Annotated in this window: 14 protein-coding genes; 10 read left to right on the top strand and 4 right to left on the bottom strand. The window is 56.9% G+C overall.

What is annotated here, in order from left to right; all coding sequences use genetic code 11:
• Positions 1-12 precede the first annotated feature (12 nt).
• Genes ACYZT6_RS07265 through aroC form a run of 3 tightly spaced genes read right to left on the bottom strand, consistent with a single transcriptional unit; the run spans position 13 to position 2,907 of the window.
• Positions 13-639 carry a methylthioribulose 1-phosphate dehydratase gene (locus ACYZT6_RS07265; protein ID WP_462026304.1) on the bottom strand — a complete coding sequence of 209 codons (627 nt, stop codon included), beginning with the start codon at positions 637-639 and terminating at the stop codon, positions 13-15.
• Complete coding sequence (locus ACYZT6_RS07260; RefSeq protein WP_131062472.1) at positions 636-1,781, bottom strand: MFS transporter; 1,146 nt, start codon at positions 1,779-1,781, stop codon at positions 636-638. The genes ACYZT6_RS07265 and ACYZT6_RS07260 overlap by 4 nt, the downstream gene beginning before the upstream one ends.
• Positions 1,782-1,815: 34 nt before the next feature.
• Positions 1,816-2,907, bottom strand: coding sequence for a chorismate synthase (aroC, locus tag ACYZT6_RS07255; RefSeq protein WP_131062445.1), 1,092 nt, complete (start codon positions 2,905-2,907; stop codon positions 1,816-1,818).
• 129 nt (positions 2,908-3,036) lie between these two features.
• On the opposite strand from aroC, the gene ACYZT6_RS07250 reads away from it, so the two are divergent.
• Both ACYZT6_RS07250 and ACYZT6_RS07245 read left to right on the top strand, forming a co-directional pair.
• Positions 3,037-3,990: an alpha/beta hydrolase gene (locus tag ACYZT6_RS07250; protein WP_462026303.1), complete on the top strand. Its 954-nt coding sequence runs from the start codon at positions 3,037-3,039 to the stop codon at positions 3,988-3,990.
• Between the two features lie 99 nt (positions 3,991-4,089).
• Positions 4,090-4,881: a hypothetical protein gene (locus ACYZT6_RS07245; protein ID WP_462026302.1), complete on the top strand. Its 792-nt coding sequence runs from the start codon at positions 4,090-4,092 to the stop codon at positions 4,879-4,881.
• Positions 4,882-5,022: 141 nt separating this feature from the next.
• Here ACYZT6_RS07245 and prmB read toward each other — a convergent pair whose 3' ends face one another.
• Positions 5,023-5,931: a 50S ribosomal protein L3 N(5)-glutamine methyltransferase gene (prmB, locus tag ACYZT6_RS07240; RefSeq protein ID WP_462026301.1), complete on the bottom strand. Its 909-nt coding sequence runs from the start codon at positions 5,929-5,931 to the stop codon at positions 5,023-5,025.
• A gap of 238 nt (positions 5,932-6,169) precedes the next feature.
• Here prmB and ACYZT6_RS07235 point away from each other — a divergent pair, with 238 nt between their 5' ends.
• The 8 genes from ACYZT6_RS07235 to ACYZT6_RS07200 all read left to right on the top strand — a co-directional run bounded on the left by ACYZT6_RS07235 (position 6,170) and on the right by ACYZT6_RS07200 (position 15,221).
• Positions 6,170-6,760, top strand: coding sequence for a cysteine hydrolase family protein (locus tag ACYZT6_RS07235; protein ID WP_462026300.1), 591 nt, complete (start codon positions 6,170-6,172; stop codon positions 6,758-6,760).
• A 130-nt stretch (positions 6,761-6,890) separates the two neighbouring features.
• The gene (locus ACYZT6_RS07230) at positions 6,891-7,211 is read left to right on the top strand and encodes a hypothetical protein (protein ID WP_462026299.1); all 321 of its coding nucleotides are present in this window, start codon (positions 6,891-6,893) and stop codon (positions 7,209-7,211) included.
• Positions 7,212-7,298: 87 nt separating this feature from the next.
• Complete coding sequence (locus ACYZT6_RS07225; protein WP_462026298.1) at positions 7,299-7,856, top strand: Smr/MutS family protein; 558 nt, start codon at positions 7,299-7,301, stop codon at positions 7,854-7,856.
• A gap of 77 nt (positions 7,857-7,933) precedes the next feature.
• Entirely contained in the window at positions 7,934-8,479 is a 546-nt protein-coding gene (gene folE, locus ACYZT6_RS07220) for a GTP cyclohydrolase I FolE (protein ID WP_003204506.1), read from the top strand.
• A gap of 101 nt (positions 8,480-8,580) precedes the next feature.
• A complete protein-coding gene (locus ACYZT6_RS07215; RefSeq protein ID WP_046047502.1) occupies positions 8,581-8,952 on the top strand; it encodes a glutathione S-transferase N-terminal domain-containing protein in 372 nt (123 codons plus the stop codon).
• 404 nt (positions 8,953-9,356) lie between these two features.
• On the top strand, positions 9,357-10,706 hold the full coding sequence (locus ACYZT6_RS07210; protein ID WP_042932677.1) for an NCS2 family permease: 1,350 nt from the start codon (positions 9,357-9,359) through the stop codon (positions 10,704-10,706).
• 79 nt (positions 10,707-10,785) lie between these two features.
• On the top strand, positions 10,786-11,415 hold the full coding sequence (locus ACYZT6_RS07205; RefSeq protein WP_462026297.1) for a LysE family translocator: 630 nt from the start codon (positions 10,786-10,788) through the stop codon (positions 11,413-11,415).
• Between the two features lie 206 nt (positions 11,416-11,621).
• Positions 11,622-15,221, top strand: a complete 3,600-nt coding sequence (locus tag ACYZT6_RS07200) for a calcium-binding protein (protein ID WP_462026296.1) — start codon at positions 11,622-11,624, stop codon at positions 15,219-15,221.
• Positions 15,222-15,607: the final 386 nt, after the last annotated feature.

Genomic DNA, 15,607 nt, shown 5'->3' with positions numbered 1-15,607 from the left:
CTCCTTAACGGTTCATGCTTTATGGTTCAAGAGTGAGCGCATCTTCAACTCGCACTCGAACAAAAATTCAAACGCCTCGATCTGCCGCAGTGCGTCGCTCATGCGCGCGCCCCAGGTGTAGAGGCCGTGGCCGCGAATCAGGTAGCCGACGCAATCGGGATGGGCTTCAAGCCAAGGCTGCACCTTGGCGGCGAGACGCGCAATGTTCTGATCGTTGTCGAAAATCGGCACGCGCACCCGGGATTCGTGGGTCGAGACGCCGCTGAAGGCTTTTTGCAGTTCGTAGTCTTCGAACTCGATGAAATCTTCGGGCGTGAGGCGCGACAGCACCGTGGCGTTTACCGAATGGGTGTGCAGCACCGCGCCGATCTCCGGGCGCCAGCTGTAGAGCTGGGTGTGCAGCAGGGTTTCGGCGGACGGTTTTTTGCCCGGCTCCAGGCTGTTGCCCGACAAGTCGGTGGCCAGCACATCATCCGGACCCAACTGGCCTTTGTGCTTGCCGGACACGGTCAGCAGCGCTTCGGTCGGCGACAGGCGGGTCGAGTAGTTGCTGCTGGTGGCCGGCGACCAGCCGCGGCCATACAGAAAAAGCCCGGCGTCGATGATTTCCTGGGCGAGGTGTTCACGGGTGAGGCTCATGGCCTGTCCTCTTGCATTCGTGTGGCAATGATAACGGCAGCCGCCAGGGCTGCGAGGCTTGCAATACTAAAGGTGAACGTGGCCCCGAGGGCGTTCCAGCTGTAGCCGGAATACAACGCGCCCAATGCGCCACCAGTGCCGGCGAGTGCGGCGTAAAGCGCCTGGCCCTGACCTTGCTGACGCGCACCGAAGCTACGTTGCACGAACTGGATGGCAGCGGCGTGAAAGCTGCCGAACGTTGCGGCGTGCAGCACTTGCGCAAACAGCAGTACCCAGAGGAACTCGGCCAGCGAACCCAGCAGTAACCAGCGCACGGCCGCCAGCAGGAAACTCGCCAGCAGCACCCGACGCACCGAGAAGCGTGCGAGGATTTTGCTCATGGCCAGGAACATCAGGACTTCGGCGACCACGCCGACCGCCCAGAGCATGCCGATCACGCCTCGACTGTAACCGAGCCGTTCAAGGTGCAGCGTCAAAAAGGTGTAATAAGGCCCGTGGCTCACTTGCATCAGCGCCACGCAGCCGTAAAACGCCAACACACCGGGATTGCGCAATTGCCTGAGAAACCCGTCTCCGGCAATTCGCTCGCCCTGCACCGGTTGAGCGTTGGGCACCCACAGGCTGCTGACGACAATGCCGGCCATGATCAGCACCAGCGCCACCGGATAAATGTCGAGGCTCAGCCATTCGAACATCCGGCCGAGCGCGACCACGGTGATGATGAAACCGATGGAACCCCAGAGGCGAATCTGACTGTAGCGCGACGTCTGCCCTTTCAAGTGCGCCAGGGTGATGACTTCAAACTGCGGCAACACCGCGTGCCAGAAAAACGCATGCAGGGCCATGACCATCGCCAGCCAGGCGTACGTCTTGCTGACGAAAATCAGCGAAAACGTCAGCAGCGTGCAGACGGCACCGAAGCGCACGATGGCCAGGCGTCGGCCGGTGTAGTCGCCGAGCCAGCCCCAGATATTCGGTGCCACGCAGCGCATCAACATCGGGATCGCCACCAACTCGCCGATGCGCGCGCTGGAAAAGCCCAGGTGATCGAAGTACAGCGCCAGAAACGGCGCTGTCGAACCGAGCAAGGCGAAATAGAACAGATAGAAACTGGAAAGCCGCCAGTACGGGAGCGCCGCCAACGTCGTCAGACCTTGGCGGCTGTGAGATCAGCCATTAAAGCTGACCCAGCACCGGCGTGCTCACGCGCACGTCGGCATTCTGCCCGCGATGACGCAACAGGTGATCCATCAGCACAATGGCCATCATCGCTTCGGCGATCGGCGTGGCGCGGATGCCGACGCACGGGTCGTGACGGCCCTTGGTGACCACCTCCACCGGGTTGCCATGAATGTCGATGGAACGGCCCGGCGTGGTAATGCTCGACGTTGGCTTGAGGGCCAGGTGCGCAACGATCGGCTGACCGGACGAGATGCCGCCCAAAATGCCACCGGCGTTGTTGCTGAGAAAACCTTCCGGGGTCATTTCGTCGCGGTGTTCGGTGCCGCGCTGGGCGACGCTGGCGAAACCGGCGCCGATTTCCACGCCTTTGACCGCGTTGATGCTCATCAGCGCATGGGCCAGTTCAGCGTCGAGGCGGTCGAAGATCGGCTCGCCGAGGCCCGGCATCACGCCTTCGGCGACGACGGTGATCTTCGCGCCGACCGAATCCTGATCACGGCGCAGCTGGTCCATATAGGCTTCCAGCTCCGGCACCTTGTCCGGATCAGGACTGAAGAATGCATTCTCTTCCACCGAATCCCAGGTCTTGAACGGGATTTCGATCGGGCCGAGCTGGCTCATGTAGCCGCGAATGACGATGCCTTGGGTGGCCAGGTATTTCTTGGCAATCGCGCCGGCGGCCACACGCATGGCAGTTTCACGGGCGGAGCTGCGTCCGCCGCCGCGGTAATCGCGCTCACCGTATTTGTGGTGATAGGTGTAGTCGGCGTGGGCCGGGCGGAACAGATCCTTGATCGCCGAGTAGTCCTTGGACTTCTGGTCGGTGTTGCGGATCAACAGGCCGATGGAGCAACCGGTGGTGCGACCTTCGAACACGCCGGAGAGGATTTCGACTTCGTCGGCTTCCTGGCGTTGCGTCGTGTGGCGGCTGGTGCCGGGCTTGCGGCGGTCCAGATCGCGCTGCAGATCCTCAAGGGAAATCTCCAGCCCCGGCGGGCAGCCGTCGACAATGGCGACCAACGCCGGACCATGGCTTTCGCCCGCGGTGGTGACAGTGAACAGCTTGCCGTAGGTATTGCCGGACATGCAGGACGCTCCGTGAAATGAACCTGAATACGTAATGCGCGCCAGTATACGCAGGCTACCCAAGTAGTTCATCCTCGAACCTTATGGGTGCCTGCGAGTCCAACCGGCATCTTTGTGAATGATGGCGTGATGATGCTGCGAGTTCTAGCCTTGAGCCTTACTCTGTTTACCGGCTTTGCCCAGGCCACTGTCCTGCAACGCCCGATCACGTTGGATACCGGCACCGGGGAGCTTTTCGGCTCTTTACTGTTGCCGAAATCCGACAATCCCGTGCCGGTTGTCCTGATCATTTCCGGCTCCGGTCCTACGGATCGTGACGGAAACAACCCCGACGGCGGACGTAACGACAGCCTCAAGCGGCTGGCCTGGGTGCTGGCCAAACACAACATCGCCAGCGTGCGTTATGACAAGCGCGGCGTGGCGGCGAGCCTCGCGGCCACGCCGGACGAACGCAATCTGTCGGTAGAAGCCTACGTGTCCGACGCCGAGGCCTGGGGCCGCAAGCTCAAAAGCGATCCGCGTTTTGGCCCGCTGATCCTTTTGGGCCACAGCGAAGGCGCCTTGATCGCCAGCCTCGCGGCGCCCAGCGTCGATGCCGCAGCGGTCATCTCCATGTCCGGCAGCGCCCGGCCGATCGATGAGGTGTTGCGTCAACAATTGAGCAATCGCCTGCCACCGCCTCTGATGCTGCGCAGCAATGAACTAATCGACAGCCTCAAGGCCGGCCACACCGACGACAATGTGCCGCCACAGTTGCAGGTGATTTTCCGCCCGAGCGTGCAGCCTTACCTGATTTCGTTGTTCCGCCAGGACCCGGCAGCGGCGTTCGCCAAATTGAAGATGCCGGCGCTGATCATCCAGGGCAGCAACGACATCCAGGTCGGCGTCGGTGACGCCAGGATGCTCAAGGCGGCCAAACCGGACGCCGAACTGGCGCTGATCGAAGGCATGAACCACGTTATGCGCATCGTGCCCAACGACGTGAAACGGCAAATGGCTTCTTACAAGGATCCGCAATTGCCATTGGCTGCCGAACTCGGCGCGCGAATCCTCGGGTTTATTGACGGACTTCGCGCCAGTTAAGCCGGAGTTACCCTCCAGTCTTTAAAAAAACGGCCGATAAGCCTTTGTCGCCAGCGCTATGACTGGCGACAAGCAGAGCTTGGACAGGATCTCGCCGTTATGACTGATACCCAGACTTCACCCGACACGACTGCTGAAAAAGACGCACCGCCAGCGGTCGAGCTGCCGTGGGCGGATGTCCATGTCGAGCACCACAAAATGCTCCGTCTGGCACCGCTGCAAACTGACCGCAATACCGGTGGGCGGCCATTGCGCTTTGTCGAATTCGGTTACGCCGATCGCACCAGCAAGGAACACAGCCTGATGCGCATGAGCATCAAGCTGCCGGGCCAGCGCGTGCGCAAAGAGCAGAATCATCTGGACGTGTGGGTCAATCACACCACCAAACGTGTGCATTTCGAGCCAGAAAGCGGCTTGCAGATTGAACCGATGAACCGTGGGATCGGCCGGTTCATGGCCGCTCAAGGGATCACCTGGGCGAAAAAGCGTTGGCCCGGCTACACCGTCGACGGCACCGATCTGAATAATAAAGATGCGTTGAACGAAGACACCCGCCTGCGTCGCGATCACTTTCTGAAAGTGCATGGTTTTGAGGTGGTCTACGCCGACGCCCAGCATTTGAAAGGCAGCGTCAAAGAAGTAAAGGTCGAAGACCTGGTGGGTGACTGGAACACCGAAAAGCTGCAACTGGTGGAAATCCTCGAAGCCGCGCAGATGCTTCAGCAGGCCGAGCAGAATCTGGCCGAGCAGGAAGTGAAGCTGAAGAAGCACGAAGAGAAGGTCAGCAAGTACAAGCGTGAAGACGCCGGGCTGCGTTTCACCATTACGTGTCTGGTGGCGTTTGCGGTGTTTCAGGCGGGGTTGTTGATCTGGATTGCTACGCACCGGTAAAGGTCTGAGACCGTGGCGCGGCCTTCGCGGGCAAGCCTCGCTCCCACAGGTTTTGTGTGTGCCGCATCATTGGGGCACGACACATAACCTGTAGGAGCGAGCGGTGCGGCGACCCGACTTGCCCGCGAAGGCTTTCTAACGTCAGACGCGGGAAGCGAACAGCGCCTGATGATCGCGGCACTGCTCCGCGGTCAGCATGAACACACCATGCCCGCCGCGCTCGAAATCGAGCCAGGCGAAGTCGACTTCCGGGTACAGCGACTCGACGTGAACCTGGCTGTTGCCCACTTCAACCATCAGCAAGCCCTTCTCGGTCAAATGATCCGCCGCTTCGGCGAGCATCCGTCGCACCAGGTTCAAACCATCATCACCGCAGGCCAGGCCCAACTCAGGCTCGTGTTGATATTCGTCCGGCATGTCGGCGAAATCTTCCGCATCGACGTAAGGCGGGTTCGACACGATCAGGTCGAAACGCTGACCCGGCAGACCATCAAACCCATCACCCTGAACCGTGTAGACCCGCTCATCGACGCCATGGCGCTCGATGTTCTGGTTGGCCACTTCCAGCGCTTCGAACGACAGATCCGCCAGTACCACTTCGGCGTTCTGGAACTCGTAGGCACAGGCGATACCGATGCAACCGGAACCGGTGCACAGGTCGAGAATCCGCGCAGGTTCGGCGCCCAGCCATGGCTCGAAACGTTTTTCGATCAGCTCGCCAATCGGTGAACGCGGGATCAGCACGCGCTCGTCGACGATGAACGACATGCCGCAAAACCACGCTTCGCCCAACAGGTAAGCGGTCGGAATGCGTTCTTCGATGCGACGCTTGAGCAGGCGTTGGAGGTTGACCAACTCGTCTTCTTCCAGATTGCAGTCTAGGTAGCTGTCGGCGATTTCCCACGGCAAGTGCAAGGCACCCAACACCAGTTGACGGGCTTCGTCCCAGGCGTTGTCGGTCCCATGGCCGAAAAACAGATCCTCCCCATGGAAGCGGCTGACGGCCCAACGGATATGGTCGCGCAGGGTACGAAGACGGGAAGTGATCACGGGGGCAGACTCCAGAAAAAACGACTGGCGATTCTAACAGCCAAAACGCGCCACGACGACGCAGGAAAACAGCGGATCAGATGTAGGACACATCCATTTTTACCGTTGGCTATTGAACAAAACCTCCATCTTGACAAGGCTGCACGCCAACAACGACGGCGTCTACGATAGTAGCGATTCACAGAACCGCTCAGCCAGAGGACAATGTCGCAAAAGCCCCACTCCAAGGAGCCCCAGAATGTCCGTTCCAAAAACGATGTTTCAACTCAGCGGCCGCGGTTACGCAGCAGCCAATCTGGGTCATGCGACCCTTGTCATCATCGATGCCCAGAAAGAATACCTCAGCGGCCCGCTGGCCCTGAGCGGCATGGATGCTGCCGTCGCGAACATCAAGCAACTGGTGGCCGCTGCCCGTGCAGCCGGTCGTCCGATCGTGCATGTGCGTCATCTCGGCACCGTCGGCGGGCTGTTCGATCCACAGGGTGAACGCGGTGAGTTCATCCCGGGCCTGGAGCCACAAACGGACGAAACCATCATCGGCAAACTGCTGCCGAGCGCGTTTCACGGCACCCAATTGTACGATCGACTACAAGAACTCGGCTCCCTGGACCTGATCGTGTGCGGTTTCATGAGCCACTCCAGCGTCAGCACTACCGTGCGTGCAGCGAAAAACCTGGGCTTTCGCTGCACCCTGGTCGAAGACGCCTGCGCGACTCGCGATTTGCCCTACAAGGGTGGCGTACTGACTGCCGAGCACGTTCAACAGACCGAAATGGCGATCATGGCGGACAACTTCGCCACCCTAGCGCTCACTCACGAACTGATCTGATCGGCCTCAAAGAGCGGTCAATACCGCCGCTCATCCGCAAAAGCCTCTCATATGCTGCAATTGACTTAGCCTCAGGAACAACCCGGACAACTCCCGGTCGAAGGGCCGATACCCATTGAGGAAGGTCGGAATGAAGTTATCCGATGGTTTTGATGCACGCCGCTTGCGGCCCAAGGGCCAACGCAATTGGCGTTTTCGATTCGGCGCAGCCTTTGCTGCCTTGCTGGCGACGTGCGGTGTGTTGCTCGCAATGGCCGGTGCCGCCAGCCTGCTGGGCCGTCCCCCGGCCCTGGGCGAGTTGAACGCCAGCCCGCTCGGCTCGGCGATCATTCTGGCGGTGGGCCTGTTCATGCTTTATATCGGTGTGTGGTTGTGGCGTCGCTGCCGTCGCCGTTCGCGCCAGTCGCGAGAGCTGAACATGTCCCCGCACCTGATGAAAAAACACGATTGAATTAAAGGCCCGGCATTTTGGCGGGCCTCAATTGTTATGGATAGCGCCTCGACTTGGGTAAACTGGCCGCCCTTCGCGGAGGCTGACATGCAAGACGACGATTTTTCCCTGTTCAAAAGTGCGATCCAAGGCGTCAAGCCGATCAAGCATGATCGCGCCGAAACCGGTAAACCCAAGGCCGACCGCGCGCAAATCGCCAAGCTGCGCCAAGCCGCGACCATTCGCACCGATGCCACCACCGTTGATGGTCTGTCTGATCAGTTCGTCATCGATGTCGGTCCGGAAGACGAGTTGATGTGGGCCCGTGACGGTGTTCAGGAAAGCCAGATGCGCAAGCTCAAGATCGGACAGATTCCGTTCGAAGGCAGCCTCGACCTGCATGGCATGACCGTGGAAAAAGCCCGGGAAACGCTCTGGGCGTTTCTGGCCGAAGCGACCAAATTCGAAATCCGCTGCGTGCGCGTCACCCACGGCAAAGCCGTGCGTCTGGACGGCAAGCGACCGATGATCAAAAGCCACGTCAACACGTGGTTGCGTCAGCATTCCCAGGTGCTCGGCTTCACCTCGTGCCAACCGAAACACGGCGGTGCCGGCGCGGTTTATGTGATGCTCAAACGAACCATGATGGAAGGTCGCGACGAGTAAAGCTGTCGCTTCACGCTTGCAGCGCCGTGTTTGCCACCGTACCCTTGCCCTTTGCGAAAATCCCCACAGGTAGTTTCATGTCCCTGGAACAGAATTACACGGCCATCCTTGGTCAACTTGGCGAGGACGTCTCCCGCGAGGGCCTGCTCGACACGCCAAAGCGTGCCGCCAAAGCCATGCAGTACCTTTGCCGCGGCTATGAACAGACACTGGAAGAAGTCACCAACGGTGCCTTGTTCAGCTCCGACAACAGCGAAATGGTGCTGGTCAAGGACATCGAGCTCTACTCGTTGTGCGAACACCACCTGTTGCCGTTTATCGGCAAGGCGCACGTCGCGTACATCCCGAGCGGCAAAGTGCTGGGCCTGTCGAAAGTCGCGCGGATCGTCGATATGTACGCTCGCCGCCTGCAGATCCAGGAAAACCTCAGTCGCCAGATCGCCGATGCGGTCCAGCAAGTCACCGGTGCCCTGGGCGTTGCGGTGGTGATCGAGGCCAAGCACATGTGCATGATGATGCGCGGTGTGGAGAAACAGAATTCGTCGATGATCACATCGGTGATGCTGGGTGAGTTCCGCGAAAACGCGGCGACCCGCAGCGAGTTTCTCAGCCTGATCAAGTAATTCGCTACACGAAGAAAACCGGCATTCATCGCCGGTTTTTTTTCGCCTGTGAAAAATCAGGTAAGCTGCGCGCCTTCCGTTCGCCCTGTGAGGCTTATTCCGTGTTCGTAAAAGCGCTTCGTGTCGGCCTTGGCCAACTGATCATCTTCATCGACTTCATCACCCGCCCTGGCAAGAAGCAGCGCCCCGCCGCCGCCCAGGCTCAGGTTGAAACGGCCGCCAAGGACCTGACGCTGTATCAGTTCCACGCTTGCCCGTTCTGCGTGAAAACCCGCCGCACCCTGCGTCGCCTGAATGTGCCGGTGGCGTTGCGCGATGCGAAGAACAACGAACAGGATCGCCAGACCCTGCTGGAGCAAGGCGGCAAGATCAAGGTTCCGTGCCTGCGCATTGAAGAGAATGGGCAGACCACCTGGATGTATGAGTCCAAGGTGATTATCGATTATCTGGATAAGCGGTTCGCTGCGGCCTGATTCATTTGGGTTGTTTGATCTGCCGCCATCGCGAGCAGGCTCGCTCCCACAGGGGTTGAGGTGTTTACAAACCTGTGGGAGCGGGCTTGCCCGCGATGAGGCCCGCACCAACACTGCAAATCCCGAACAGAAAAAAACCGGCCGATCGCCGGTTTTTTTTCGCCCGCACAACGGCGATAGCGCCCTCGCGAAAGCATCTGTCTCGGCGATATATCCCTATTGCCAAACTTTTCGTCTACAAAATCAAAAACATTATTTGCTTTATTTGTATACAAAAGCATAATCCACTTCGTGCGAGTTTCTGACCAGCCGGTCAACAAATTCGCAAGTGCCTCAAAGGGCCGCTGCCACCCTCATGGGTCCGGCCCTGGAAATAACAATAAAACTCTTGAGGAGTATTCGCTGTGGAAAGCCGCAAATCCGAAGCCCCGACGCTGGAACTCTCGCCGCCGTTACGCAATGGCTTGCTTGAACGCATCTTCAAACTCAGCTTGCATGGCACCACGGTGAAGACCGAGCTGATTGCCGGTCTGACAACCTTCATCACCATGGCCTACATCATCTTCGTCAACCCCAACATCATGGCCGACGCCGGGATCGATCACGGCGCCGCGTTCGTCGCGACCTGCATCGCTGCGGCCCTGGGCTGCCTGTTGATGGGCCTTTACGCGAACTGGCCGGTCGGCCTGGCACCGGGCATGGGCTTGAACGCGTTCTTCACCTACACCGTGGTCGGCACCATGGGCTACAACTGGGAAACCGCCCTTGGCGCGGTGTTTGTTTCCGGTGTGTTGTTTATGTTCCTGACCTTTTCGCGGATTCGCGAATGGCTGCTCAACAGTATTCCTGTGAGTTTGCGTTATGCCATGGGCGCCGGCGTGGGTCTGTTCCTAGGGTTGATCGGCCTCAAAACCGCGGGCATCGTCGTCGATAGCCCGGCCACCCTGATCAAGCTCGGCTCCCTGCGCGAGCCCGGCCCGCTGCTGGCTGCCATCTGCTTCCTGATGATCGCCGTACTCAGCTACCACAAAGTGTTCGGTGCGATTCTCATCAGCATCATCACCGTTACCCTCGCGGGCTGGGGCCTGGGCCTTGTCCACTACGAAGGCATCATGTCTGCCCCGCCAAGTCTGGCGCCGACCTGGATGGCCATGAACGTCGCGGGCGTGTTCAACGTCAGCATGATCAGCGTGGTGCTGGCCTTCCTCTTTGTGCACATGTTCGACACCGCCGGCACCCTGATGGGCGTCGCCCAGCGCGCCAACCTGGTAAACGCTGACGGCCGGATCGAAAACCTCTCCCGCGCCATGAAAGCCGACAGTGCTTCCAGCGTGTTTGGTGCGGTGGTCGGCGTTCCTCCAGTAACGAGTTACGTGGAAAGTGCCGCTGGCGTAGCAGCGGGTGGTCGGACTGGTCTTACCGCCGTGACCGTAGGTGTGCTATTTATTGCCGCCATGTTCTTTGCCCCGCTGGCCGGCATGATTCCCGCTTACGCCACCGCCGGCGCCCTGATTTATGTGGCAATGCTGATGATGGGTGGCATGGCGCACATCGAGTGGGACGAAGCGACCGATAGCATTCCGGCGATCGTTACCGCGATCATGATGCCGCTGACCTTTTCGGTCGCCGATGGCATCGCGCTGGGCTTTATCACTTACGTGGTGCTGAAGGCCTTCACCGGTAAGCACAAGGAAATTTCCGTCAGTCTGTGGGTGCTGTGCGCGATCTTCATCGCCAAGTTTATTTTCTTGTAAGCCGTCTACGTTTCAAAAACAGTGTTTCAAAACAGCCTCACCCCGTCGGGTGGGGCTTTTGCACAAATGGAGGAAAGTGATGAGTCTGGAAACCTGGCTGCTGTTCAGCGGCGCTGCGCTGGTGGTGATCCTGATCCCGGGGCCCCTGTCTTTGCTGATGATCAGCAACAGTCTGAATTACGGTTTGCGCCGTTCCTATCCAGCGTTCCTGGGTGGCGTGATTGCCTCGATCTGCTTGCTCAGTGCCTCGGCGTTGGGTCTGGGTGCCCTGCTTCTGGCATCGGAACAGCTGTTCAGCGCACTGAAAATCGTCGGCGCGCTGTACCTGTTCTACCTCGCCTGGCAGAGCTGGCAGCAATCACGACTGCCATCGGTGGGCGCTGAAGTGCCCCAGGCGGCGCCGGTGCCGCGCTTTCGGGCACTGTTCGGGCGTGCGTTCGTGTTAGGCGCGAGCAATCCGAAGGATATTTTGTTTTTTGCTGCCTTCCTGCCGCAGTTTCTCAGTGCCGAGCAACCGTTCCTGCCGCAGTTGCTGGTGATGATTGCGACCTGGACCGTGCTGGATCTGTTGTGCAAGTTGGCTTATGGGCTAGGTGCTCATGGTGCAGCGAAGTATCTGCGCAGTGGCAAGGGACAAAGTTGGTTTAACAGGGTGAGCGCAGGACTCTTCAGTGGAGCTGGCGCTGCCTCATTACTCAGCAATCACTAGTCGGATCGCATTAATCCACCAAGCTACATATCAATATGGCTTTATTAACACCACGACTAAGAATTGTTTGCCAAGGATGGCAACAATTCACCCCTACTTCGCAACAACCCGCAACACGCGATATAAATATATATATTTGTCGTTTCAGAACTCCCCCTAACATGGCGCTGCGACTTCGCACACAACGCCTGGACAAGGAAGTTCTTATGGCAATCGTTTTCCAAACACCCGACACCGATCACTATAATGCCGTCGAAGTAACGGACATTGATCTGCATGCCAATGAGTACTCACTGTCTACAATTGATTTCGAAAAGGAAAGCATTCCCTCCGCCCCTCAAGATACAAACGCCAATAAAAACCAGCTGAGCGTTATAGATGACCTTTTCGGACCGATGAAGATAGGCTCTCATTCGATTACCCGACGGGCACTTGATGCACTGGGCGCGAGATTAAATGGTCAACGGCTGAATGGGCAAAATACTTTTTTCCGCCATCCCAAGCGGTCTTTTGTCAATTCCTTGCAACTTGACCCTTTGTATATTGAAGCCCGCATGCGCTCTACCGGAACAAAAGACGATTACGCGCTACCTGCATTACTGTTTGAGATGGCGTCGCAACGCCCGCTAAATGCTCCGCCCCTGCTAAGTGACATACCTGATACGTTTTCCGATCCTGAACAGTACCGACAAAAACTGGACAAGCTTCTGAAATCAGCACAGAAGCTTGATATACGCCACGCGCACTTGCACAAAGATACACCTCAATGGGTGAACCGAATCAAGAGTAGCAGCATGATCAGCATGGGCGCAGGGCTTCAGGCCTTTGGAATTTATAGCGGTCTGCGCGGATTGCAAGATGCGATTGCACGAAAAGATCACGGCGAAGTTGTATTCAATAGCCTCAGCATTTCAGCAGAAGTTACTTCGCTAGCCGTGGAAGTTGCGGTAACAAAACAAGCAAAATACATGATCGAGGCAGGGCAGAAAGCCTACAAGGATTTCGCCAAAACCAGCTTCGGCGTTCGGTTAGGCCGTGGTGCGGGTCTGATCGCAAGTGCCCTGACACTGCCCTTCGACGTTATCTCCGCGGTTAAATCCTTTAACAGTGCAGCGGCGACATCAGGCAAAGAAGCCATGGATCACTATGTTGCCGCCGGCTTGAGTGTGACCAGCGCGGCAATGACGTTGATATTGGGTGCCGCTGCGTTGGCCGGCTTCTCCTTTATCGGGCCAATTGGGCTGGCAGCGGGACTTCTTTTAGTCGCGGGCTCTCAGGTTTATGCGGCGGTACGCGTCGTCGACGATATCGATGATTACATCGAACTCACCACCCATGAACGCCTGCGTACAGGCTGGTTCGCCTTTTGGGGAATAAGTCCCGACGAAAACATCCAGACGCGCCACGCGATTGCCAAATCAACCGTTGAACATTCGAGGTTGTTGCAAGCGACCGCCAGAAAATTACTGGCAGGCAAGTTAAAGGACAGCACAGAGGTCATTGTAAACGGCAATTTTCAGGTAGAGCTCAAGCCGACTCAAGTACCCAGCTTCGATTGGGATGCCCAGCAATACACTTACAAAACCGTCCCGAAACCCTATGTCATTGACAATAACGACACTATTGATGCCCGCGACGGAGTGACCGCGGACATGCCCGGCGCGGAATTTGGAACGCCAGGCGAGAACAAAGGCGCGGTATGGTTTATTGGGGGCGGAAACGACACCATTATTGGCATCGAAAAAAAGCCAAACAGATTCTATTACAGCGCCGGTATCAAACATCTTACCGGGGGGGAAAAAGACGATGAATTCGTCTTCGAAGGTGCCGCCGAACTCCTGAAAAACGGCCCAAAAGACTCTCTACCCACTACATTGAAAGGTGGTATGGGCAACGACACGTTAATAGTCAGCGGTAGCTACCCCGACCGTAACAGACAACGATTTGGATATTTCATCGATTTGAACGATGGGCGGCTTTCTATCATCACCCACGACCAGACCAACGACAGCCGCTGGAACTATCGACACACGCTTTTAGAGGACATTGAAAACGCAGAAACCCTGGCCGGCGCGGAAAACAAGGTCATCGGTACAGACGGCCCGAACATCATCAAGTCTCGGGGTCGCGACACCATAGAGGCGGGCGCCGGGGATGACAAAATCTATCTTTTGAACAATGTAGGCTCGGCCTCCGGTGGCCCAGGAAAGGATCACTATGCTGTGGCCCATAAATCCGGCAGCGTATTTATTACTGAGGATGGTGCAGACGAGAGCGTCATTGCGCTTGATTGGAGAATGGATCTGATCAGAAGCTGGAAGATAGAAGAACAGGCGCTGGTCATCACCTCAGGATTTGACCTCGACGACCTCAGCGAAAGGAATGTCTACATCAAGGGCGTCTACAAAACTGTCAACAACCAACGACAACTACAAAATAAAAAACTGACTTTCATCACAAAGGATGGGTTTCATTTGATGCCTGAACTCCCTGAATCTATTGAGAGCAATGACCCGCTTGACGTTGAAACAGTTGTCACCCAACAGGGTACAACCCAAAACCCGATCATATGCTACAACGGGGTATCCACCATCCCGCATGACAAAGACACGAGCTACTGTATTTCACGACTCAATGAACATACAACACTTAAAGTAAAACAACGCAGCACAAGTACTCTGACCACTCTTCACATGGATTATGCCAGTCATGAACTGACACGAGTCGAGGCTTACTACAACATAGACCTGATGCGCCAACGTAATTTCGACCGCATCATGTATAAAGAATGCGGCATGACTTTTCACTTTGGCCGTAAGCGGTTGACTATCAAGAATCTGGCCAGCTCGATCTGGAGCGGGGACCAAAGAATCACTAGTCGGCTGACACGTCCCGACAAAATACTGAACCAGCATTTAATCCTGATCATGAACGATGGCGTTTCTTATCGGATCAACCAGCCCTCCTTGCCCGACACAGTATTTTCAAACGATCAGTTCGAGATAAACGGCCCGATGGAGCATACCAGCGAGGTGCCATTGCCGCTCAAGGCCAGAGATGGACAGCATATTTACCGCCAACCCTTCGACAATGACGCTCATAAGTTAGGCACCCGAGAGCAATGCGTCAAACTCATCTCTTACCCTGAGCAAACCGCTATTGAGAACCTGGTCGGTGACGGCTCAACTTACCTGGTTCACCTTAGCGCCGAAATGACGCTAAGCATTTCAACGCCAGGTGCTCGTGCGAACGCGACCATCAAATCACAGTCCGCGTCTACCTGGGAATTCGACGCAACGGGCCTCGCTTACACCAGAATAAAACTGGTGGACAATCGTCTGCAGATTGGACACACCGTTATTCATCTTCCGATTTACAACAACCCACAAGACTTGACTGATCAAATACGTGTCATCACTCCCTTCGGTGTTGTTTACAAAGCCGATCTTGATTTTGACGAAGTCTACCTTGACTCGCTGGATGGCAGGCACTTTAAAGGCCAACTCCTGAACGAAGAAGCAATAACATCGGAAATGACATCATTAGAAATGGAAGACATCGCTGTTCGGAATATAGCAATGAAGGATGGTACTGCCGGCACGCTTTCTTACAACCTGCCTTCACGTCGCTGGCTACTTGATACCGACAAGTCCCGCACCGTCCTTTACGCCGACCTGGTACCACTGAGTCGCTGCGCGCACCAGCTGAAACATTGCTATGCATTGATGGAGTCTGGCGCCACTACCACCCCACCCGTGAGCGCCGCCAATCTGCGAATACTTTTAGACACCTGCAAAATCTTATAAAACAAAGTCAATGAGTCACTGCCCTTAATCTCACGATCAAGCAGAAGTGTCTTGTAGCAAATACCGCCTCACCCTATAAATATTTATTGCACTTCAGAATCCAGCTTAACCAAAACTGAACACTGTGATCTCCGGGGCCGTGCGCCCTCACGCGCCCTGCTTTCACCCAGCAACTTTTTCGTCTTCTTCAGGAGCACTTCCTGATTTGGATATTCACCAGATTACTTATCGGAACGACTGTCATGGCTAAGCCACCCAAGAAAGTTTCCAGCCCCAATACGCCTGGCACTTCATCAACACTTCCCAGACCCTCCCCCGAGGATGACGTGCTCAGGACCCACCCTCCCGGCCGTCCTGACATGCCTGTGCGTGGAGGAGATCCAACC

The sequence above is a fragment of the Pseudomonas sp. RT6P73 genome (genome assembly GCF_054897715.1).
This window is presented reverse-complemented; position numbering and strand designations above follow the sequence as displayed.